Origin of the sequence: Enterovibrio paralichthyis, from assembly GCF_019209835.1 — a bacterium.
Taxonomy (GTDB): domain Bacteria; phylum Pseudomonadota; class Gammaproteobacteria; order Enterobacterales; family Vibrionaceae; genus Enterovibrio; species Enterovibrio paralichthyis.
The window spans coordinates 117,173-140,054 of sequence record NZ_JAHUTS010000004.1; the positions used below are offsets into that span (position 1 = coordinate 117,173).

20 protein-coding genes are annotated in these 22,882 nt (G+C 49.6%); 3 read left to right on the plus strand and 17 right to left on the minus strand.

All coding sequences use genetic code 11. The features are described from left to right. Window positions 1–12 precede the first annotated feature (12 nt). The 4 genes from KU854_RS06550 to nhaC form a co-directional block, all read right to left on the minus strand. Complete coding sequence (locus KU854_RS06550; protein ID WP_218357635.1) at window positions 13–1,137, minus strand: M20 family metallopeptidase; 1,125 nt, start codon at window positions 1,135–1,137, stop codon at window positions 13–15. A 62-nt stretch (window positions 1,138–1,199) separates the two neighbouring features. Next, window positions 1,200–1,661 carry a YjiG family protein gene (locus KU854_RS06555; RefSeq protein ID WP_218357636.1) on the minus strand — a complete coding sequence of 154 codons (462 nt, stop codon included), beginning with the start codon at window positions 1,659–1,661 and terminating at the stop codon, window positions 1,200–1,202. Next, on the minus strand, window positions 1,661–2,389 hold the full coding sequence (locus KU854_RS06560) for a nucleoside recognition domain-containing protein (protein ID WP_218357637.1): 729 nt from the start codon (window positions 2,387–2,389) through the stop codon (window positions 1,661–1,663). Before KU854_RS06560 ends, KU854_RS06555 begins: the two co-directional genes overlap by 1 nt. A gap of 313 nt (window positions 2,390–2,702) precedes the next feature. Beyond that, window positions 2,703–4,145, minus strand: coding sequence for a Na+/H+ antiporter NhaC (gene nhaC / locus KU854_RS06565; protein ID WP_218357638.1), 1,443 nt, complete (start codon window positions 4,143–4,145; stop codon window positions 2,703–2,705). Window positions 4,146–4,707: 562 nt separating this feature from the next. On the opposite strand from nhaC, the gene asd reads away from it, so the two are divergent. After that, complete coding sequence (gene asd, locus KU854_RS06570; protein WP_218357639.1) at window positions 4,708–5,826, plus strand: aspartate-semialdehyde dehydrogenase; 1,119 nt, start codon at window positions 4,708–4,710, stop codon at window positions 5,824–5,826. Between the two features lie 132 nt (window positions 5,827–5,958). Here asd and sodB read toward each other — a convergent pair whose 3' ends face one another. After that, a complete protein-coding gene (gene sodB / locus KU854_RS06575; RefSeq protein ID WP_218357640.1) occupies window positions 5,959–6,543 on the minus strand; it encodes a superoxide dismutase [Fe] in 585 nt (194 codons plus the stop codon). A gap of 261 nt (window positions 6,544–6,804) precedes the next feature. On the opposite strand from sodB, the gene KU854_RS06580 reads away from it, so the two are divergent. After that, window positions 6,805–7,143 (plus strand): Grx4 family monothiol glutaredoxin, encoded by a 339-nt coding sequence (locus KU854_RS06580; protein ID WP_054778552.1) that lies wholly within the window; start codon window positions 6,805–6,807, stop codon window positions 7,141–7,143. 58 nt (window positions 7,144–7,201) lie between these two features. On the opposite strand, the gene KU854_RS06585 is transcribed toward KU854_RS06580, so the two are convergent. The 6 genes from KU854_RS06585 to rnt form a co-directional block, all read right to left on the minus strand. Next, entirely contained in the window at window positions 7,202–8,524 is a 1,323-nt protein-coding gene (locus KU854_RS06585; protein WP_218357641.1) for a Na+/H+ antiporter family protein, read from the minus strand. A gap of 162 nt (window positions 8,525–8,686) precedes the next feature. Then, a complete protein-coding gene (locus KU854_RS24805; protein ID WP_255555445.1) occupies window positions 8,687–10,063 on the minus strand; it encodes a hypothetical protein in 1,377 nt (458 codons plus the stop codon). A 53-nt stretch (window positions 10,064–10,116) separates the two neighbouring features. Then, window positions 10,117–11,130: a hypothetical protein gene (locus KU854_RS24810; RefSeq protein ID WP_255555446.1), complete on the minus strand. Its 1,014-nt coding sequence runs from the start codon at window positions 11,128–11,130 to the stop codon at window positions 10,117–10,119. 36 nt (window positions 11,131–11,166) lie between these two features. Beyond that, a complete protein-coding gene (locus KU854_RS06595) occupies window positions 11,167–12,414 on the minus strand; it encodes an outer membrane protein transport protein (RefSeq protein WP_218357642.1) in 1,248 nt (415 codons plus the stop codon). Between the two features lie 443 nt (window positions 12,415–12,857). After that, on the minus strand, window positions 12,858–14,192 hold the full coding sequence (locus KU854_RS06600) for an outer membrane protein transport protein (protein ID WP_218357643.1): 1,335 nt from the start codon (window positions 14,190–14,192) through the stop codon (window positions 12,858–12,860). 290 nt (window positions 14,193–14,482) lie between these two features. Continuing rightward, window positions 14,483–15,154 (minus strand): ribonuclease T, encoded by a 672-nt coding sequence (gene rnt / locus KU854_RS06605; RefSeq protein ID WP_218357644.1) that lies wholly within the window; start codon window positions 15,152–15,154, stop codon window positions 14,483–14,485. A 165-nt stretch (window positions 15,155–15,319) separates the two neighbouring features. Here rnt and motY point away from each other — a divergent pair, with 165 nt between their 5' ends. Beyond that, the gene (gene motY, locus KU854_RS06610; protein WP_218357645.1) at window positions 15,320–16,204 is read left to right on the plus strand and encodes a flagellar protein MotY; all 885 of its coding nucleotides are present in this window, start codon (window positions 15,320–15,322) and stop codon (window positions 16,202–16,204) included. Window positions 16,205–16,245: 41 nt separating this feature from the next. Here motY and KU854_RS06615 read toward each other — a convergent pair whose 3' ends face one another. The 6 genes from KU854_RS06615 to rsxD all read right to left on the minus strand — a co-directional run bounded on the left by KU854_RS06615 (window position 16,246) and on the right by rsxD (window position 22,881). Continuing rightward, complete coding sequence (locus KU854_RS06615; RefSeq protein WP_218357815.1) at window positions 16,246–19,143, minus strand: HD domain-containing phosphohydrolase; 2,898 nt, start codon at window positions 19,141–19,143, stop codon at window positions 16,246–16,248. 162 nt (window positions 19,144–19,305) lie between these two features. Next, entirely contained in the window at window positions 19,306–19,722 is a 417-nt protein-coding gene (gloA, locus tag KU854_RS06620) for a lactoylglutathione lyase (protein ID WP_054780689.1), read from the minus strand. A 120-nt stretch (window positions 19,723–19,842) separates the two neighbouring features. Next, the gene (gene nth, locus KU854_RS06625) at window positions 19,843–20,484 is read right to left on the minus strand and encodes an endonuclease III (RefSeq protein ID WP_218357646.1); all 642 of its coding nucleotides are present in this window, start codon (window positions 20,482–20,484) and stop codon (window positions 19,843–19,845) included. Window positions 20,485–20,501: 17 nt separating this feature from the next. Continuing rightward, entirely contained in the window at window positions 20,502–21,194 is a 693-nt protein-coding gene (locus tag KU854_RS06630) for an electron transport complex subunit E (protein ID WP_218357647.1), read from the minus strand. Beyond that, window positions 21,191–21,823, minus strand: a complete 633-nt coding sequence (rsxG, locus tag KU854_RS06635; RefSeq protein WP_218357648.1) for an electron transport complex subunit RsxG — start codon at window positions 21,821–21,823, stop codon at window positions 21,191–21,193. Before rsxG ends, KU854_RS06630 begins: the two co-directional genes overlap by 4 nt. Continuing rightward, complete coding sequence (gene rsxD / locus KU854_RS06640; RefSeq protein ID WP_218357649.1) at window positions 21,820–22,881, minus strand: electron transport complex subunit RsxD; 1,062 nt, start codon at window positions 22,879–22,881, stop codon at window positions 21,820–21,822. The genes rsxG and rsxD overlap by 4 nt, the downstream gene beginning before the upstream one ends. Between the last annotated feature and the right edge of the window lies 1 nt (window position 22,882).

Below are 22,882 nucleotides of genomic sequence, written 5' to 3' on the forward strand. Positions count from 1 at the left end.
CGGTAAATCAGATTACTTCGCCAGCGTGGTCAGTACGCGCTTCAGCATTTCGATGCGTGGTGCAATAGAGTCCAGCTCCAGATACTCCTCATCACTGTGGAAACCGCCACCGATTGGGCCAAAGCCGTCTAGTGTCGGTACGCCCAGCACTGCTGTCAGGTTTGCGTCTGAACCACCGCCTGCAGCTTGCCAAGTGACATTGATGCCGATGTCTTTGCCGATCTCTTCGATGGTTGCCATCAGGGCTTCAGTTTTCTCGCTTGGGGTCATCGCTGGCTTGTAAGCTTCGCGCTCCAGTACTACAGATACACCATCGATAAACGGCAGTTCAGCCATGGCGCGGATTTTCTCATCTACCAGCGCGTATTCGTCGTTGTCCCAAAAACGCACGTCGACGATGGCTTCAGCATCGGCTGGAACAATGTTTGAGCCTTCACCACCGCTTACAACGCCCACGTTCAGGGTAGTGCCGGTGTCGAAGTTGGTCAGGGTATTGATAGCCAGGATCCAGTGCGCCATTTCAGAAATCGCGCTACGGCCTTTCTGCGGCTCGTTACCAGCGTGAGCAGCTTTACCTTTGAAGGTCAGTTTGTAACGTGCCACGCCTTTGCGTGCTTTTACCAGTGAGCCGTCAGCACGTGCAGATTCGGCTACCAGTACGTGGCGTGCAGATTTCGCGACAGACTTCAGCCATTCTTCTGAATGCAGAGAACCGATTTCTTCGTCTGGGTTCATGCAGATGCAAAGAGACATTGAATCCAGCACGTCTTTGTCCATGCCGCGCAGGGCGTAAACAATGTTCAGCAGGCCTGATTTCATGTCAGACACGCCTGGGCCGTAAGCACGTTTTTCGTCTGTGCTCATTGGGCGTTTCGCAGCAGTACCTACTGGGAAAACGGTGTCCATGTGACCAATCATCATCACATCAATGACGTCGCTTTCCGGCTTGTTGCGGATTTCAAGACCGGTGCCGGCTTTGCCACAATCTACGCGTTTAATGTCCCAGCCACCCATGACTTCATATTTTGCAGCCATGGTATTCGCTACTTGTTCAATACCTTCTACGGTCAGCGTGCCGCAATCCAGGTTGATCAGCGGACGAAGCTCTTCCAGGTAGGCGTTCAAATCAAAACTCATAAAAACTCCTGCTTTCCTTAATGGAAAAAAGGCACAGCGAATGCTGTGCCTTTAAATGATGATTAAACCAGAATGTTCATCACAAACATGGCGCCGAATGCGTTGATCACAGAGATCAAAACCATGATAGGGATGTAGCGGCCTTCGGTGCCGATAGGACCCAGGATACGGCCCAGGTACTGAACCTGAGAACCCATCAGGTAAATAGCAGGCGCCAGAATCGCAATGTGCTGACCATTCAGGATGCCTTGGTCAAATAGGGTGATAACAACACCCACTGCGCCGCCCATCGACATCCATGCGCCGATAAGTACCGCTGCCGCTTCACCTGGCAGGCCGAAAATCGCCATGATTGGAGAGAAGATGGTGCCCATTGCATCCAGTGCGCCGGTGATTTGCAGTGCTTTGATGATCACAAATGCCATCAGTACGTTTGGTACTGTCGACATGGTCGCGATGTTCCAGCCTTTCTTCGCACCTTCAACGAAGATGTCTGTCACCATTGGCTTCTTTGCAACGCTCATTATGCTTTCTCCTCGGTCAGCGACACGTTTTCTGCTTTATCTTCTTTGCCTTCAGTTACGTTCAGGTAGATGCGGAACAGGTTCGCACCCACGATCTTGAAGATAAACATCACGCCTACTGCCAAGCCGATAGAAGAGGTCACTGCCAGTGAGCCGTCTGCCAGGGTCAGGGTGAACAGTACGGCACCAGAAGAGAAGAAGTTAACGATAGTTGCACCCGCGGAGAACTGGAACATGGTGAAAATATCAGTTTCACGCTTGGTCAGGTGACCTTCGTCTTTTAGCTGACGGGTCATTGCCGCACCGGCGTCGGTACTTTGCAGCGATGCAATTAGAGCAAGGCCAGTGTTACCCGGAATGTTCATCAGTGGGCGCAGCAATGGTGTCAGTAGCTTACGTGCTGCGTCCAGCGCACCGTAATGCTCCAGCACGTTGATCATGCCCAGTGCGAACATAACGGTTGGGATCAGGGTCAGTGCGAACAGGAAACCGTCACGTGCTCCGCTACCGCCTTTACCGCGTAGGGAAGTCGTAGCAGTCTGTACGCCATCTGCAGTTTCGTTAACAGAGTAAACAACGCTACCGAATGAGCCATTCAGGGTAGTGAAGTCGAAAATGCCGTACCACTGGTTTGACTGAAGTAGGCCCGAGAAAAAGACAACCGCAAAGGCGAGGGCAATATAACTGCCAACGGTAACTTTGCGCGCCTGCTGCGCAGGTGTGGACATGGTGTTTCCCCAAAAAGTGAAATAGAAAAAAGAACGGATTTGATTTTGCTCAAGCGGGAAAGGGGAAAGTTGATTGGTATCAATCCGTGCTACATAAAATACGCTAACGGACTGTTTTTGCAGTGAAGTGAGATCTTGATCAGAGTTTTGTTTTGCTGTGATGTTCTGTGTAGGTTAATGGTAGTTTTCTGTTTTGGTAAAACATTTACCGGCCAGATGATATTCGGTGAAAATGCTGTGCTTTAGGCTGGTCGATATTTATTAAAAAAGCGCCTTACGGGAAGGCGCTTTTTCGGATGAACAGGTTTGTTTGTCAGGCTTTCTGTACCTGAATGCCCGTAATTTCAGCTGTGACAGGTTCAGCGGCTGTTTCACAAGGTTCGCAGCGATCGACAAACCAGCCCATATAAGAGGTGAATATCGTAACCGCGATACAGACAAAGCTCAGCCACATAAATGGTGCGTAAGAGAGTGTTGCTACACCCAGAATGCTTGCCATGTAAATGCCGTTGTCGCTCCAAGGAACCATACCGGATGTCAGGGTGCCACCGAATTCAGCGTTACGTGACAGGTTCTTGCGCTGGTAACCCAGGCGGTCGTAGTTTTTGGCGCAAATCTTTGGCGTCAGGATCAGTGATACATACATGGCCGAACCAAACACGTTACCCAGGAAAGCCGTACTGATCGTCGACGTCGCCAGGCTGCCTGCAGACTTCACCTTGTTCTCAAACAGGTTGGCGATGGTTTCCAGCACGCCGACTTTATCCAGCAGGCCACCAAAACCCAGGCCGAATACAATAACTGCCACTGAACCGAGCATTGATTCCATGCCACCTCGGTTGAGGATTGCATCTATAAATGAGACGCCGGATTCAATCGAATAAGGTGCCCAGGCTGTCTTAATCGCAGCTAATGGCGCCATGTCCTGAACCACAATCGCCCATAGGATACCGAGTACAGAGCCGAAGGAAATAACCGGGAATGAAGGCAGGCGCATAGCCAAAAGAATAAGCACGATCGCCACTGGCGCAAAGCTCAATGGGCTGATCACAAACTGGTTCTCCATCGCCAGGATCACATCGTTTACCTGTGCCATATCCACGTTGCCTGCATAGTGAAGGCCAACAGCGGTAAACAGGATGCCTGTAATGATGTAGCTGATAAGGGCGATCGGCAACATGCCTTTGATGTGCTCAACGATTTCTACACCAGACATCGAAGAGGCGAGGATCACGGAATCAGACAGTGGTGAAAGCTTGTCACCAAAGTAGCAACCGGATAGAACCGCACCCGCAGTGATAGGCGCTGGAACGCCAAGTCCCTGACCAATACCCATCATGGCGATACCCGCTGTACCCGCAGCACCCCAAGAAGTTCCGGTTGCCAGAGCAGTCAACGAACAGATGATCATTGTGGCGGCGAGGAAGATAGAAGGATGAATTGCCTTCAAGCCGTAATAAATGATGGTTGGCACAATGCCACCGGCAATCCAGGTGCCAACAAGTGCACCCACTGCCAGGAGAATGAGGACGGCACCGAGACCATTGGCGATACCATGTGTGGCAGCCTGCTCCAGGTCTTTATATGTGTGACCGAGTCTGATCCCCAGACCGATAACGATAAACCAGCCAATATAGAGAGCGAGTTGGATCGGTAAATCAAGCTTGGCAGTAAATGAAAACGCCAGTAGCAAGAAAGAACCGAGCGCAGCGAAAACTTGGAATAAAGAAGGAAGTCGCACCGAGCGTCTTTGCATAGTTTTAACCTTATTTTGTTTTTCGCCCTGCGCAATACATTGCTGGCAATTTCCCTGCTGGGCTTTCACTGCGGCCTTCCGTTGGCGGCGCCTACTTTATCGAATCCGGCGAGAGTAGGTGAACAAGTATTTCGTGGAATGAGACTTTCGAACAGTTTGCGTTAAATTTGGTGATGAGTTGTATCTCATGGGTTGCTGGGTGGTTTGCTGGCTGTGTGTTTGCGTGTTGGGTGGATGTTTTGTTAATGTGTTAATAATTGTAAATTAATTCCGATAAATATCGCCCTTAACCTTAAATGGTGGTATTTATATCTTCAATTTGGAGAAAAGGCAGCGTTCAGTATTGCTGTAAGACATTTTCTGTTCCAAATGCCGCTGGTTTCAATCGGCCTGCAACAAACCTGTTACTAACTGATTGAATAAAAACGAATTGTGAAAACTATGTCTGAATAGATTGCTGTCTTTTGCGCTGATGGTTAAAAAGTTACAGTTTTTGCTTGTTATTTGAGTCGTTAATTTTCAAGATAGGGCAAAGCTTTAATTACAAGGAGTGTGAGTGCGAATGAAAAGAGTAGGTTTAGTAGGTTGTCGTGGTATGGTCGGCTCAGTGCTGATGCAGCGCATGGTAGAAGAAGGTGATTTCGATGTGATCGAACCTGTATTCTACAGTACCTCTCAAATTGGCATCCCTGCGCCGAACTACGGTAAAGACGCAGGTCTTCTGCAGGATGCTTTCGATATTGATAGCCTGAAAACCCTGGACATCATCATTACCTGTCAGGGCGGCAGCTACACCGAAGCTGTGTATCCAAAACTGCTTGAAGCGGGCTGGAAAGGTTTCTGGATTGACGCCGCATCAACGCTGCGCATGAAAGACGATGCGATCATCACATTGGATCCGGTGAACTTCAAACAAATCCAGGAAGGCATTCACAAAGGCACCAAAGCCTACATTGGCGGTAACTGTACGGTCAGTCTGATGTTGATGGCGGTGGGTGGTTTGTACCAGGAAGGTCTGGTTGAGTGGATGACGGCACAAACTTATCAGGCTGCATCCGGTGCGGGCGCAAAAAACATGCGCGAGCTTATCTCTCAGATGGGCACTATCAACGATGCTGTCAGCATGGATCTGGCAAATCCAGCTACCTCTATTCTGGATATTGACCGTCAGGTAGCGAACACCATGCGCTCCTCTGATTTCCCAACCTCTGAATTTGGCGCACCATTGGCAGGTTCACTCATTCCTTGGATTGATGTGAAACGCGAAAATGGCCAGAGCAAAGAAGAGTGGAAAGGTACGGTTGAAACCAACAAGATTCTCGGTATTTCTGACAGCCCTGTGCCAATCGATGGCACGTGTGTGCGTATCGGTGCTATGCGTTGCCATAGTCAGGCGTTAACGCTGAAGCTGAAGAAAGACGTACCGATGGACGAAATCGAGAGCATCATTGCGTCGCACAATGACTGGGTGAAGGTGATCCCGAATGAGCGTGACATTACTGTTCAGGAGCTTTCCCCGACCAAAGTCACGGGCACATTGTCAGTGCCAGTAGGACGTCTGCGTAAGATGGCGATGGGTAACGACTTCCTGAATGCTTTCACCGTCGGTGACCAGCTGTTGTGGGGTGCTGCTGAGCCGCTGCGCCGCACATTGCGTATCATCCTGTCTGAAGTGGCGTAACGGTAACTGCTTCTTTCAAGAATCTAAGCCGCTGCCAGTCAGCGGTTTTTTTTGCCTTAACGTAACTTTCTATAGGCAAAAAAATACCCTGTCGAAACAGGGTACTTATCAATTCGTGGCGTTTAACCGGAATTATGCAGCCAGGTTCTGTGCTACGAATTCCCAGTTAACCAGTGCCCAGAATGCGTTCATGTAGTCTGGACGTAGGTTGCGGAAGTCGATGTAGTAAGCGTGTTCCCACAGGTCAACAGTCAGAAGCGGTGTTACACCTTCTTCAGTCAGTGGCGTGCCTGCGTTAGACGTGTTTACGATATCCAGAGAACCGTCAGCTTTTTTCACCAACCAAGTCCAAGAAGAACCGAAGTTGTTGATCGCTGAGTCAGTGAATTTCGCTTTGAATTCTTCGAAAGAACCGAAAGATTTTGCGATTGCGTCTGCAACGTCACCCGTTGGCTCGCCGCCGCCATTTGGGCTCAGGCAGTGCCAGTAGAAAGTGTGGTTCCAGATTTGTGCTGCGTTGTTGAATACGCCACCGGTAGAAGTCTTGATGATCTCTTCCAGAGATTTGTTCTCAAGCTCAGTACCTTCAACCAGGCCATTCAGCTTTACAACGTAAGTGTTGTGGTGTTTACCGTGGTGGTATTCCAGCGTCTCTTGAGAGATGTGTGGCTCAAGTGCGTTTTTTTCGTAAGGAAGAGCTGGTAGTTGAAATGCCATTACTCGATTCTCCATGATAGGCGGGGTCGCCCCCTGACATTATTGCTTCCTGTAGATTTGTCGTACACTTTAGGTACAAACTGCAAGTGTACGCATCTACTTATAGACCGACTGCGAAACAGTTTAGCAAGTTTTTACTTTATTAAAAGCATAATTTTTAAAAAAGCGCCGGATTTTAACCCTACTGATTTTAGGCGTTTTTTTCCGTGACTAACACAGTTAGAATCGGTGTCATCATCACACTTGGTGTTCGAGGAAGTAATGGAAACAATTGATAAAATTAAGCAGCAGATTGCTGAAAACCCAATCCTGCTATACATGAAAGGCTCGCCGAAGCTGCCTAGCTGTGGCTTCTCTTCTCAGGCTAGCCAAGCGCTGATGGCGTGTGGTGAAAAGTTCGCTTACGTAGATATCCTGCAAAACCCGGATATCCGTGCTGAGCTACCAATCTATGCAGAGTGGCCGACTTTCCCACAACTGTGGATTGAAGGCGAGCTGATCGGTGGTTGTGACATCATTCTGGAGATGTTCCAGAAAGGTGAACTGCAGCCATTGATCAAAAACGCAGCATCACGTCGCGATGCAGCAGAAAACCAGTAATCTGGATTTTTGCCAAAAAAATAGCCGCTGAATTCAGCGGCTATTTTGTATCTGTTTGTTACAGCACCATGGCGGCAATCCAGCCAAAAGCAATGAGTGGCAGGTTATAGTGGATAAAGGTCGGCACAACCGTATCCCAAATGTGTTCGTGCTGGCCGTCAGCATTCAGTCCGGACGTTGGACCTAAAGTTGAATCCGATGCCGGTGAACCTGCATCACCCAGTGCGGCTGCGGTACCAACAAGCGCAATGGTGGCCATTGGCGAAAAGCCAAACGCCAGAGACAGCGGCACGTAAATGGTGGCAATAATAGGAATAGTCGAGAAAGAAGAGCCAATTCCCATGGTGACCAGAAGGCCGACAACCAGCATGAGCAATGCTGCCAGTGGTTTGTTATCACCAATCGAAGAAGCCAGTGACGAGACCAGTGTTTCAACGCCACCGGTTGCTTTCATGACCGCGGCAAAACCCGCTGCGGAGATCATGATAAAGCCAATCATTGCCATCATATGAACGCCACGGGTAAACACATCGTGGGTTTCTTTCCACTTAATAACGCCGCCAAATGTGAACACCATAAAGCCCGCCAGACCACCCACGATCATCGAGCCGGTGTAAAGTTGTACGCTCAATGTGGCGGCAATTGCTAGCACTGCTACAGCAATGTTTCTCGGCTTGAACTCGGCTTTTTCCGGCTCGGCGGCTAGGATGAGTTCTTCTGAGTAATGGCGGGGTTTGCGGTAGCTGATAAAGGTTGCAACCAATACACCGAACAACATACCCGCAGCAGGCAGCAGCATAGCTTGTGGTACCTGGCTTGCGACTACATCCAGCCCGTTGTCATGCAGGTTTTTCAGCAGGATGTTGTTCAGGAAGATGCCGCCAAAACCTACAGGCAATACCATGTAAGGGGTGATAAGACCAAAAGTCAGCACACAGGCAACCAGTCGGCGATCTAGCTTCAATTTGGCGAACACATGCAGTAAAGGTGGAATGGCAATAGGAATGAATGCGATGTGAACCGGGATAACGTTCTGGGAAGAAATAGCCATCAAGCCCAGAGCAACAAGCACTGCATATTTCAGTGCACTGGAAGCCGTTTCATTTTCTTTGCCATTGAGCTTTTTAATCATCGACTGTGCCAGCAGGTCGGTAATGCCCGAGCGGCTGATTGCGACAGCAAAGGTACCCAGCATGGCATAGCTCAGCGCGATAGTAGCACCGCCACCCAAGCCACCTTCAAACGCAGAAATGGTATCTGTCAGCGACATACCGCCGACCACGCCGCCTAATACGGCGCTAAAAGTCAGCGCAACCACGACGTTTACGCGCATCAGCGCCAACGCCAGCATCACGCAAACCGCAATAACAACTGGATTCATTACTTCTTATCCCTACATATGCTCAAGTGGAGCAAAATTATCCCAAAAAGACGGAGTTCACAGTTTGCGGATATTTTTGTTGTTGTCGAGGGGAAATTGTACGGAATGCGAAAAAAGTAAAAAGGCCAGTGAGCACTGGCCTTTGGAGGGGCTTTTGTGGCGTTATTGGCTGGTGGATAACACGGTGTTATCACTCACATCCAGGTCCGTACCATCCCCCGCTATCAATGACGCAATCTCTTTGCGCATCTCTGTGGTGGTTGCTGGGCTGGCTGGTGTACCGTTCAAAGAGCTGTGATCGCCTTCTGTAAACAGAAGGGCACTTTTCACTACGCTTCCCGATTGGGATGCAACAGTTGCTTGCAATCCCAAGGCTGGTAACAGCGGTAAGGTTCCACCGAACGGCGAGTAAGGTTCCATAATTGAACCTGCTACCGGTGTAGGTGCGAGTTTGTTCGGAATTGTCTGGTCACCTGCAACTGAAGCCAAATAGACAGGTACATCGGCCTCAATGAACCCTGCATGGTTGATGGGGTCAACAGTGTCCAGGATTGTCTGGGCGGCATAGGCATACTGGTTAAAGTTTGCGTACATCTTACCTAAGTCAGCGAGACCTTTTGCGGAACCGTCATTGATCAGTTGTTGTTGTACTGCACCGAAACAGGTTTCAACATTTCCGCCAAATACGTTGTCGCAGGTTGCTTTGAACGTTGCATCACTGCCAGCTACTAAATTGCCTTTTACAAAGTTACCAAACGCACCTGAGTTCAGCAGCAGGTAAGGGATCCCTGCCCCTGGGTTGGCGAGGGCTAAGGTATTCACGTTGAAGAACAACCCATCCAACTGAGGGTCAACACTGCGGTTAGCAATGTTGCCAACATCTACACCGGTAATCGCGCCGAGAGAGTGGCCTACAAATGCAACGCCTTGTTGTGGATTCAGGTACCCCAACGGATAACCAGGATTAGAACCGGTAGCAATAGAGTAGAAAACGCGACCGATGGCAGCGCGCAGGTTCACTACATCAATCACACTCTGACGCAAATTGTCACGGGCAACAGGCAACGCGGCAAGGTTGAGGTAATAGCCCACATTCCCGGCATCATTGGGATCGGTGTCATCGACCGTCGCTGTGATCAAACCTCCAGCCAGTGCGCGATCGCCATGGATTGGGTGATCGATAGCGAAAATAGCAACACAATTACCGTCGATGATTCCGTCTGCAAGCGCACCATTATTATTGGTTAGTACATCTTTTGAAGACGTAATGCCGTGTTGGAAAATGGTGGTTCTTATAGTGCCGGGTGAGCAGGTTGTAGCTTGTGGCAATATCAGAGTCACAGGTACTTCTTCGACTGATTGTAACTTCGGTACAGGGCTATAGCGCGTGACCAAACGTTCTGCATCTAACTGCGAGCCATCTGCGCGGGTAAGTTTCTGACCAAACAGCTTAGCGATTACATCAGCCTGGGTTGCTTTATCGGTGGCGACGACAGCCAGATCCTGCTGGGAAATGCCGAGCGCAGTGAGTTGTTGCAACAAGGATGCTTTGTCTGTATCCGAGCCAGAGCTCAGTGTATTGAGGAGCACAGCTAGGCTGGCATACCGCTTTTCCACGGCGTACTAGCAAAAGCTGCCGGGTCATTGCTCAGGTAATACGGTAGTTTTACGTTGAGAGAGAAAATCAGGTTTCCTTGAGCCGTTGCGCTTGGTGAAGTACCACTAGATGTGATGCTCAAGACTGAATCAATGTCACTGACAGAAAGTGAAGGATTGACAGCAGTACCTTGCCAGACGTCTGAGGCGCTTCCCCCAAGGCTTTGAGCTTCAAGTACTTTGGCGGTAGCAAGTTTTGCCCCATACAGTACATCGCCAACTGAAGCTGTGGTAAACCAGGTAGAGAAGATGATGTTGTCAGAATCAACACCGATTTGCGCAAACTGACTTTCTACTGCATGGGTAATGCTTTGTGCTTTCACCAACGCTGTTGAGGGTGGTGTTGCTGAATCTTTCAATACAGCGTAGGAAGTTGTCGTACCGACACTATCGCCATTGATGTCTTTGAGATCATCGGTAATGGCAAACATGTAGTTGGACGCAGGGTTAAGTGGCTTGGTCAGATAGACAACCAAGGTCTTGCCAGACGTCGTTGCCGTGAAATCCTTACCAGCGACCAACTCTTTGGGAGCACTGGCCGCATTGGCTGATCGAGTGGCCGTAGGGTCACTGCTTTCAATCAGCTTGAAGCCTTGATTTGCTGTTGTCTTGTCTAGATCATTTCCGGTGAATTCGACAAAGATCGGGGCTGAAGTTCCCCAGCCATCAGTCTTGCCTACAGCGACCGATGGTGAAGCGATATTTTGTGAGTAATCGCTTGCGCCCACAGTACCGTCAGATGCAATAGTTGCATCCGTTGCATCCATTGCAATAAAGCTTGGGCGAACCACCTGCTTGTCATCGGCAAGCAAATCGAAATTGACTTTTGTCGCTGCGTTTAAGCTGTCGCTCAAACCCGGATCGACAGTTGGATCACCAGATAGACCTGAATCGTTACATGCTGATAGCAATGCGGTTGATATTAATAAGGTGAGTAATTTGGTTTTCATAATATGCCTCTTAACTGCTTAATCATCCGCTGAGAACTAAAACTGGTAGTTAGCCTGCAGGGCATATATCAGTGCGTTACCTTTGCTGTCGAACGTTTCGCCGTCTTCAACGAAGCTGCCTGATTTACTGTTGATGAAGGTGAAGCCTGCATCGAAGGTCAATGCGTCGCTATATTGGTAAGTCGCACCTGCCGAATACCAATAACGGTCGGTATCTGGAATGCTCAGTGTCGCTTTGCCCGCCTGTTCATCGAAGGCGAAGCCTGCGCGTAGTAACCATTGATCATTGAGGGTGTGGGTTACGCCAACAGACCAGCGCAACGTGTTGCTGTAGTCTTCATCTTTCAGGAAGCAAACACCTGCACCGTCACTCGAGGTACATTGAGAGTTGGTGGCACGGAGCTCCTTAAACTTGCTCCATTCTGTCCAGAGTAAGCTGTAGTGAACTGCCCAGGCGTCGTTGAACTGGTTAAAGCCGGATAACTCAAACGTGGCAGGCAAAATAACTTCCAAGTCACCTTTAATGGTTGTGCCAGGGGTTAAGCCAGCAGCGACACCTGTGTGATCGGTAAAGTCACCGGTGAAATCCAGTGTCACTTGTGAGCGGTAAGCGATACCGTAGCGGTTTTTCTCGTCGATTTCATAAAGTGCACCAAGGTTCCAGCCATAGCCGAAAGTGTCGCCTTCCATGGTGATGAGTTTATCTGACGCTTCTCCGCCCAGAGCGAGAGCCAGCAAGCCTTTGTGGCGGTTGAGCTCGGCAACGCCATAAACAGCGCTAACGCCAGCGCCTATGCTCAAATGTTTATTGGCTTTCCAGGCAATGTTGGGGTTGAACGTGATGCTGATCAGTGAGGTGTCACCCGCTGAACGACCCAAACTGAAATCATCTGGATAGTCGGTTGCTACGCCATAGGTACTGAACATCGCCAATCCCCAAGACCATTCGTCGTTTAAAGGTGAGATGACATAGGTTGCGGGTACGAATGCATAAGGGGCAACGTCTTTGGCTTGCTGATAGCGTGAAGGTCCCACATGGCTCACATCAACATTGGGATCGATCAAGGTGAGAGCACCCGATACACTGGTGTTCTCGAACATTGTCATAGCAGCTGGGTTACGGGAAAGTACAGATGCGTTATCTGCAACTGCCGCTTCACCTGCAAATGCACGTCCCAGACCTGTCGCAGAATGCTCCGCTACCTGATAGCCTGCACTCCATACGCTTGTCGCAGTGAGAGCAAGCGCGACGCCAATGGCGCTTTGGGTCAATTTTTTTGTCATACAGCCTCTCGTCCGAATGAGTGATTGGTTATTTGCTAACCAATATCCTTGTAATTCAATTGTTTGGAATTGTGTTGCAGCTTATAGCAATCAGTAATTCCAGCTGGTCGGATCTTTTTGTCGGGCTAATATGTCACGATGAGGTCGTTTGTTAAAGAGGTGTTAAATTGACTTGGATTGTCTGAATTTACAGTGTTTTATATCCAGTTTGTAAACTGGTGTTTTAAGTAAAAGCACTAATTATTAATTTACCCATTGAACTGCCTGTTATTACTGATTTGTCAGTCAACATAATGAAGGGATGCAATTAGAGTCTGTTTGAAAAACTTGAGGATAGGTGATGCGTTGTTTATGGCGGAGCAAAATCTAAATTTCACTTTTGTGACAAGAAACAAATAAGCCGACTGCAAAAAGTCGGCTTTTCTTATTTATGAAACAATGAGTTAGAAGGTATAGTTTGCGCCCAGTGCGAAAATATAAGCATCGCCACCTGCTTCGAATTCGAAGGTAGAGCCGCCTTCTGTTTCGCTGCCTGTAACGCTATCTCCGTTCAAATACGCGAAGCCACCATCGACGGTAAGGTTATCCGTTGCCTTATAGGTTGCCCCCAAGGTGTACCAGGTACGCTCGGTATCCGGAATGCTCATCGTACGATGGCTGTCTGGGACGGGGCTTTGGTCAATGGCGACACCTGCGCGTAGTGTCCATGCGTTGTTGAGGTAGTGGGTTGCACCCACAGCGTAACGCCAGCTGTCTTCCCATTTCTCGTCTTTTTGCAGACAGACGCCATCAAATACGCCACTTGAGCTTCCGCAGTTGGTGTTGGCGCTGGTCGCACGCAGTTCTTTAAATCGGCTCCAGCCTGTCATCATGGCGCTGTAATGAAGTGCCCATTTTGGCGTGAGTTCGTGGTAGCCAGATAACTCCAGGATGTCCGGCAAATTCAGTTCCAATTCGCCGGGAACGGAAGCTCCGACTTTACCGACGTACGCGGTATTAAGACCGCTGTAGTCACCTTCAAGGGTAATGTCGACTTTTGAGCGATAAGCCAAACCTAAACGGTTTTTCTCATTGATTTGCCAAAGTGCACCGACATTCCAGCCAAACCCCCAGCCATTCCCAGACATGTTGGCAACGGTGTCTGTGGGTTGGGTAATGCCAATGGCTGCCAGCGTCGCACTGTTTGCGCCATAGACGGCAGCACCCGCATGTCGGTTCAGGGATGCATCGGCATAAACGGCATTCAAGCCAGCCCCCAAGCTCAAGGCATCTGTTACCTGATAAGCGTAATTAACATTGAGGTCTAGCGTTAACAGTTCAGTTTTACCCGCGATAGCACCCGCTGCAGAGTTGGTTGGATACTCTGTCGAAAGACCAAAATTGGAAAATGCAGACAGACCGATTGCGGATTTTTCGTTCAAAGGACGGATGTAATCAAAATAGGGAACAACGGCATCGGGTGCGACGTCTTTATGGTCGTAAGAAACGGTCGCCGGTAATAGTTGTGCTGGTGTTGAGCCAACTTTGTTCACCTTTGCATTCACATCCGGCTGGATAAACGACAAACCACCGGAAAGCTGTGCAGATTCAAACATGGTCATCGCTGCAGGGTTGCGGGCAGCGACAGATGCATTGTCGGCAATGGCTGCTTCGCCCGCAAAAGCTCGGCCAAGGCCACTTGCGGAATGTTCACTGATTTGAAAGCCTGCACCTTGCGCCTGGAAGGCGGCCAGTGCAATGGCGGTGGAAAGTAGGGAGCGTTGGGTTACACGTTTCATCTAAATTGCCTCTCTGTCACTGCCTGTTTTTGTTTTAATCTTCGTTGTTGTTGGCACCCAATGTAAGTAGATGCATAAAACGAAATAATCTTAGACAGTATATGTAGCAATTATTGAAATGTAGGTTTTTTGTTATCAATAGTTTGCGCGAGATCTGATCGCTGTTGCACAGCATTTCAGCGCGTTTTTCATACTTTTGTTTTAAACGCAGGCTGTTAGGAGAGAGTTAAGCGGACGGAATGCCTGTATTTCTAAGTGATTCCGCCCGTTTTTAAAGGCATGCAGAGAAGTTAACTTTCCGCTTCTTGTTCGGATTCTTGTGCCGGTTCAATTACCGGCCAGCCACCCATTTTCTTCCATCTGTTAACAATTTCACAAAATAGTTCAGCAGTACGCTCTGTGTCATAAAGTGCTGAGTGTGCTTCGCGGTTATCGAAGGCAATGCCAGCGGTTTTACACGCTTTTGCCAACACGGTTTGCCCCAATGCCAGGCCACTCAGTGCTGCTGTGTCAAAGGTCGCAAACGGATGGAATGGATTGCGTTTCAGGCTAGCACGCTCGGATGCCGCCATGACAAAGCTGTGGTCGAAGTTGGCATTGTGCGCGACCATGATTGAACGTTGGCAACCCGCGGCTTTTTGTTCTTTACGGATAAGCTTGAAGATTTCTTTCAGTGCGTGCTCTTCATCAACGGCACCGCGTAGTGGACTAAACGGGTCACGAATGCCATTAAACTCCAACGCTTCCTTCACCAGGTTGGCACCTTCAAAAGGCGTTACGTGAAAATGCAGGGTTTTGTCTGGCGACAGCCAACCTTCCTCATCCATCTTTAACGTTACCGCGCATATCTCCAGCAGGGCATCGGTTTTGGGGTTAAAACCTGCAGTTTCGACATCGACAACAACAGGAAAGTAGCCACGAAATCGTGCTTTTAATTCATTCAGGTGAGTTTCTTGGGTCATGTTTTGGGTAACGTATAAAAATCAGGCGTGCATTATGTCAGAAGTGGGGGGCTTTTTCATTTTCTGATTTGGCGGTGGGCGATTAAAATAAAGCTAAAGAAATGGTCTGAAAGACCGATACGGTAAGCATCACCTTCCACTCCAGATACAGGAAACAGTCTTGTTATGAACAAAGTCTCCGCCTCCATGCTGTCACTGTGTATTGCTGCGAGTCTGGCTCCTTTGTCGGCCAACGCCGGTAAACACTATGGCGCCAAGCCAACCGAGTCGGTGTGGAAGGTGACGGTGGATACGCCGATTGAGTGCCGGATCGAGCATATGATCCCAAACTACGGTTTGGCCACGTTTACTTCCCGCGCAAGCAAAAAAATCAATCTGGATTTTGAGCTCGAAATGCGCCGCCCAATGGGGAAGACCGAAAACGTGGCGCTGGTTTCTATGCCTCCACGATGGATGGCGGGCGAACCTGCGGAGTATCTGGACAGGTTACGTTTTTTCAAGCAGTTTGACGGCTATGTTGATGGTCAAACGGCGTGGAGTATGTTGTCTGAGCTGGAAAATGGCCGCTACCCAACCTTCAGCTTCAAAGAGTGGCAGAGCAAAGGGAAGCGGGTGGATATCGCACTGTCTTCAGTGTCATTTCAGCAGCCCTACAATGAATTCAGCAGTTGTGTCGCCAGATTGCTGCCGTATTCGTTTGAAGATATCGCCTTTACGGTGCTGCACTACGATGAAAACGGTGATGAGCTGAACAAAGCATCGATGGCGAGACTGGCACAAATCGCGGAGTTTGTCCGTTACAGCCCAGACGTTGATTTGGTGCTGATGGCGACATACACCGATGGACGCGGCGCCAAAGCGGCTAACCAACGCATGTCGGAAATTCGTGCAGAGAAGCTTGAAGAGTACTTCACATCACTCGGCTTGCCGAAAGACCGAATTCAGGTCGAGGCTTACGGTGAGCGCCGTCCAATCGCAGAAAATGAAAGCCCAATCGGGCGGAACAAAAACCGCCGCGTGGTCATTTCACTTGGGCGGACCATTATCTGACAGGTTTAAAAGAGAAGCCCCGCATGCAGCGGGGCGTTTTTTTATGCGATGGCTTTTTTCCCGCTGGTTTTCTGGGGTGAGAGAATAGCCAGCAGCATTGCTTCATCCACCTCGTCCTGCTGCTCTTTCGGCAAATAGATGTCGGCGTAGTGTTTATAGATTTTCTTGTCGATAAACAATCGGAAAAGCTGCTCGTCGACATGTCTGTCTTTGGCCATGAAAGCGAGGATCTTCAATGCTTCACTCAGGGTTTTGGCCTTCTTGTAAGGCCGATCACAGGCAGTCAGAGCTTCAAAAATATCAGCCACGGCCATAATTTTGGCGTCCAGAGAGAGTTCGTTTTCATCCAGCCCGTAGGGATAGCCTTTACCGTCCAGCTTCTCGTGGTGCCCACCTGCTATTTCGGGGACATGACTAAGATGCGGTGGATACGGTAGCTTTCTCAGCATATTGATGGTTTGGATAATATGGTCATTGATAATAAACCGTTCTTCCTCTGTCAGCGTTCCCCGTTGGATTGACAGATTGTGGATTTCACCGCGGTTGTACTGCAGTTCAGGAACAGGAATATTAAATTCCCAGTCATTGAACGCTTTAAGTTGTTGTGGCAGCCAAGGGACTTTTTGATCAACGGTATCGGCTAGAATATGCTCCTTACAGGGTAGCGTCAGGTGCCCACGTGCAGTGCGTCTGGCCTCTTCTTCCCACGACAGTCCTTGAAGGTCATCGATAGTTCTCACCCAGGTGCGGGTGGCAATGTTGTGAAGTTTCTGAATATTGGCTTCGTCCATGAACTCACTGCCGACGTTGCATTTGGCGACAAATGCAAATTCCCTGTCTAGGGTTTGATGTTCATCAGCAAGCCATTTGTCTAGGGTCGCCGTGTCCTCTCCGTTGAACCTCCGCTTCCAGTATGTAATCTCAGCATCGCGCTTAAGTACTTCAAAACGGGTTCTCACTTCATGGATACGGTTGTAAATGGTTTCCAGTTTGGTGGCTTTATCGACGACGAATTCGGGTGTCGTGACTTTGCCGCAATCATGCAGCCAAGCAGCAAAATACAGTGCCTCCCGGGCTTTATCATCCAGTTCATAGTCAGGGAAGCGCTGCTTGTCCTTGTTGGCGGCTTCAGCAATCATAAAGGTGAGATCAGGGACGCGTTGGCAATGACCGCCAGTGTAGGGTGATTTGGTATCTATCGCAGAGGCCATCATCTCAATGAAAGATTTGAACAGTTGTTTTTGGGCAACCACCCTGTCCCAGTTCTCTTTGATGATGGAGGCAAAGCCAAGGAACTGTTGGATAAACGGCAGTTTTTCATCCTGATTACTTTCAGGCTCGCTGTTGAAGCCAATAAGCACATACCCGACACACTCTTTATCGCGGTTGTGTAGAGGAACCAGCCAGACAAGTTTCAATGAGTCTGAGACTAAACCTTCCTGCACATCACTGTCCGTTGGCTGAAAGCTGTAAAATTCCTGTCCAGCTCCTGAATCTTCGCCTTTTAAATGCGTCAGTAAGCGTGGAAGATCGATTCTCGGCGAGTTGTTATCCAGTGGATATTGGGCGGTGAGCGACAGGGTCTCTCTGTCTTCTGCTGCGTTTGTCCATAGTAAGACGCAGTCGGCTTCAGCGGCTTGTTGGCAGTGAAGGACGATGTCTGACAACAGGGAGTCAAAATTTGAGCTGTTGGATACCCGGTGCAGCGTTGATAGAAAACGCTGTATGGTTTCTGACATGGTGTCGATAGACTCAGCCAGCTCCCTGACTTCAACAATGTCTGAATTTGGCGATTTAACGCTGGAAAAGTCGAGTCGCCTGATTTTTTCCGTTTCACTGACAAGGCGTTTCAGGGGATTAGCGATGCGCCTGGAAGCCATCAATACCATGATGATACCAGCGCACAACCCAAGAATACTGATAAGGATTTGTTTGTTCCTGGCGGCCAGAGCGCTTTGAATAAGCATTGCTTCGGGCACTGCCTTTGCGAGCCATAAACCCTGCTCTCCACCATAAGTAATGCGTACCAGGCTGAGTGACCAGTCTTCGTCTCCGTGCTCGACTGAAAAATGTCCTTCTGACCAGTTGCTCTGCATAAAGAGGTTGTTCAGTGGAGAGTTGGACAAGGCTTCCAGGTACATCCGTTGACTGACGCCTGAATTAATATCCGGCAGGAATCCCGTATGGGCAAAAATACGCCGGTGATCATCCATTAGCATCAATTGAGCCTGTCCTGATTCAACCTGGGCGCGTAAAAACCTGTTCAGTGAGTCCAGGGTGATATCCACTGCCAGCACCCCTTTTTTATCTGGTAGCTGTCTGGACAGAGTCACTCCCATACGTTGAATGAAGAGATAAAAGTAGGGGTCGGTGATGTGGATACTGCTATCCCCGGGGGCGACTTTGTACCAGGGGCGGGTTGTAGGTCGATAGGATATGGTGTTTTTGTCTGTGCGGATCAGCTGGAGTTGCTCGTCGAAATAGGTTCGCGTCTGGTTTCCGTCTGCACGGTTGATATCCACCATGATATGGCTGTTTTCGGGCGTCGAAAACTGCGTTTTCATAAACTCTGGTTTGGTGGAGCGAATAAAGGCAGAGCTTTCGTCCGGATAGCCAACGTAGATAGACAGTGCTGCAGGATTTCGCTCTAAAATTGAATTTACTGTTGATAGCCATTCGATGTCATTGGCGGCATTTAGGTTTTGACTAAATTTGGAGACGGCCAGTGCATCCATAGCGGTGATAAAAGGCGCGGTGAGGCGTTCAAACGCGAGTTTGATTTGGGTAGCGTTCCTTTCTGTTCGTTCTGCTGATAGTTGTTGGTTCAGTGCCTTAGAGTTTTGATAGCTAAGCACAATTAATAAAGCGGAAAGCAGGGATACCACGACAAAGAAGATCCCCGCGATGTGAATTTGAAGAGTGTATCGCCGACCAAACACCATAAATGATATCTTAATTATTAGACACTGAATTAAGCGTATCTAATGATTTTAAGTTACGAGGTGTTTCGTCAGATCATTTGAAATATCTCACGATATTTATGAATCGCGGTGAATGCAGGGGGAAAAAAACCGCGCCAGTTGGCGCGGTTTGAAAGGAACTTAGTTGCCGAGGCCAGCAGACGCGCTCTTGTTCTGGATAAGCTCGATTTTGTAGCCATCCGGGTCTTCAACAAACGCGATCTCAGTGGTGCCGCCTTTAACCGGGCCGGGCTCGCGGGTGATATTGGCACCGGCTGCACGCAGCGCGTCACAGGTTGCATAGATGTCGTCCACACCGATAGCGATGTGACCAAATGCGGTACCCATGTCGTAGGTGTCCGTTCCCCAGTTGTAGGTCAGCTCGATAACCGCGCCTTGTGACTCATCACCGTAACCGACAAAAGCCAGAGTGTATTCATACTGTGCGTTTTCGCTTTTACGCAGCAGTTGCATGCCCATTACGTCGGTGTAGAAGGCAATTGAACGATCCAAATCGCCAACGCGGAGCATAGTATGCAAAATACGGCCGTTGCTCATGACATTCTCCTTAAATGTATTTTCGCGCCCAGTGTATACCTAAACAACCTGAAGATGCAGGATTCAGCGAGCATCTTCAGGTCGTTTAGATATAGCAGTTAACGATAAGCGCGAAGAGTATTACTCGTCTGGATACACTTTATCCTTGAATTCACATAAATCTTCAATGATGCAGCTGCCGCAGCGCGGCTTACGTGCGACGCAGGTATAACGTCCGTGCAGGATAAGCCAGTGGTGGACATCGAGTTTGAACTCTTTTGGCACCACTTTCAGCAGCTTTTGTTCAACTTCATCCACGTTTTTGCCCACCGCGAACTTGGTACGGTTGGATACGCGGAAGATATGCGTGTCGACAGCAATGGTTGGCCAACCAAAGGCGGTATTGAGTACCACATTGGCTGTTTTTCTGCCCACGCCTGGCAACGCTTCCAGTGCTTCGCGATTTTCAGGCACTTCACCGCCATGCTGGTCAATCAGGATTTTGCAGGTCTTGATGACATTCTCGGCCTTTGAATTAAATAGGCCGATGGTTTTGATGTATTCCTTGACCCCATCCACACCCAAATCAAGCAGCGCCTGTGGGGTGTTGGCGACAGGGTAGAGCTTGTCTGTCGCCTTGTTCACGCTTACGTCCGTCGCCTGTGCTGACAGCAACACGGCTATCAGCAACTCAAAAGGTGTGCTCCAATTCAGCTCGGTCTGGGGGTGTGGGTTTTCTGCCCGGAGTCGCTCCAGTATCTGAACGCGTTTTTCGTTGTTCATTGTCCATCCATTGAAATTTAATCGGTTGAGGTCACGCGCACGCGCTCAATAACCACTTTTTCCTTCGGCTGTTTCTTCGCTTGTCTGGCGTCAATGGCGTTCTTAGCTGCAATCAGGAAACCAACAGCTAAGAAGGCACCCGGTGGCAACATAGCCAACAGAAACGGACTGTCAAAATGGAATATTTCAATACGCAGTCCGGCTGCCCAGTCGCCCAATAGACGGTCTGCGCCATCAAACAGGGTGCCGTTACCCAGAATTTCACGGATAGAACCTAGCACAACCAATGCGCAGGTCATGCCCAAACCCATCCAGAGTCCGTCCAGTGCAGAAGGCAATGGCGTGTTTTTAGAGGCAAATGCTTCTGCGCGGCCGATGATGATGCAGTTGGTCACGATCAGCGGAATGAAGATACCCAGAGACTGGTAAAGGCCAAAAGCATAGGCGTTCATCAGCAGCTGAACACAGGTGACCAGAGACGCGATAATCATAACGAAAATTGGAATGCGGACGTCTTTCGGAACCCATTCTCGCACCAGGGAGACGGTCACGTTCGAGCCGACCAGTACCAGTAAGGTCGCCAGACCCAGGCCAAGGGCATTGGTGACAGTGGCAGACACGGCCAACAGGGGGCACAAGCCCAACAGTTGAACCAATGCTGGGTTGTTGGCCCACAGGCCATTTTTCATCAGTTCTTTGTTTTGGCTCATGATTCACCTCCGCAGTTCTTTGGCTGGCGAACAATGGTCTCTTTGTTCTGCATGGCGTACCACGCTGCTTTGCGTGCGGCGTTTACCACGGCACGTGGCGTGATGGTTGCGCCGGTGAACTGGTCAAATTGACCGCCGTCTTTGTAAACCGCCCAACGCTTGTCGTCTTTGCTCTCCAGCGTTTTACCGCTGAAAGAGAGTACCCAGTCAGACACATTTAAATCGATTTTGTCACCCAGTCCTGGTGTTTCATTGTGGCTCAACACACGCACACCAAGCACGGTATTGTTGGTATCAACACCGACCAGTACTTTGATTGCGCCGTTATAGCCATCCGGTGCAATGGCTTCAACTGCCATGGCAGTTGGCTTACCCTCTTTTGTGGCAATGTAAACTGGCATAGGCTCTGGCGTACCTAGGCTCGGGTTGGTGACCAGTGTACAGCTTGTCGCCATTTCGTTGTCGTGCAGGGATTCGGGAACCACCTGGTTCAAGACTTTCAGCAGTTGGATACGCTGCTGTTCGGCAATGGTTTCTTTGGTCAGGCTGTCAGTAATGGCAACCAGACCGGTTGAAAGCAATGCCGCCAGTGCCAGAATGGCACCATTTTTTCTCATCGCGCGGATCATTGGCTTTCCTTCTTGTGGCCATAAACAGTTGGCTTGGTGAAATGGTCAATCAAAGGTACACACATGTTGGCGATAAGCACGGCAAACGCCACACCATCCGGGAAGCCACCCAGTGAACGGATAAGGTACACCAGCGCACCAATCATAGCGCCAAACACCAAACGGCCTTTTGGCGTGGTGGAGGCAGATACTGGATCGGTGGCTATGAAAAACGCACCCAGCATGGTCGCACCTGAAAACAGCTGCATCAGCGGCGACGCGACGCCGTCTGGACTGATGGCATAACCTACAAGGCTGAAGACTAAAAGGGTCGCCAGCATGGAGACCGGAATGTGCCACTGGATCACGCGCATTTTGAGCATGGCCAGGCCGCCGGCAAGAAACGCGACATTTACCCAACCCCAGCCTAGCCCGGCAAAGCTGCCAAATACGGGCAGCTCAACAGCTTCAGAGACAGTTTTACCCGCCAGGAGAGAGGTTTTGATAGTGTCCAGTGGGGTTGCCATTGTACTGCCATCGATGGCAATGCGCAGTTGGTTGACGCTGAAACCGTCGACGGTCAGGCCAGTAAATACGGCTGAGATGGCATCCAACAGACCCACAGGCTGTGTCATCAATGCTTTCGGTGGTATCCAGGTTGTCATTTGAACCGGGAATGATATCAGCAAGACAACATAGGCAATCATGGCTGGGTTGAACGGGTTTTGTCCCAGACCGCCATAAAGATGCTTGGCGATGATGATGGCAAACAATGCACCAATCACCGCTATCCACCACGGAGAAAACGGCGGGATAGCGATACCAATCAGGATACCGGTCAGCATTGCTGAATGGTCTTTTAGGTAGCGCTTGACCGGGCGACCGCGCAGGCTGACAACGGCTGCTTCTGCAAGCACAGCCGTTAGTGCTGCAAGCGCGATCTGGACGAGCACGCCCCAACCGAAGAAATAGCAAAGGGCAGCAATACCCGGCACGCAACACAGGATGACGGTCATCATGATGGTGCTGGTACTTTTCTTGCTGTGGCTGTGTGGGCTACTGGCGATAAAAAAGGCCACG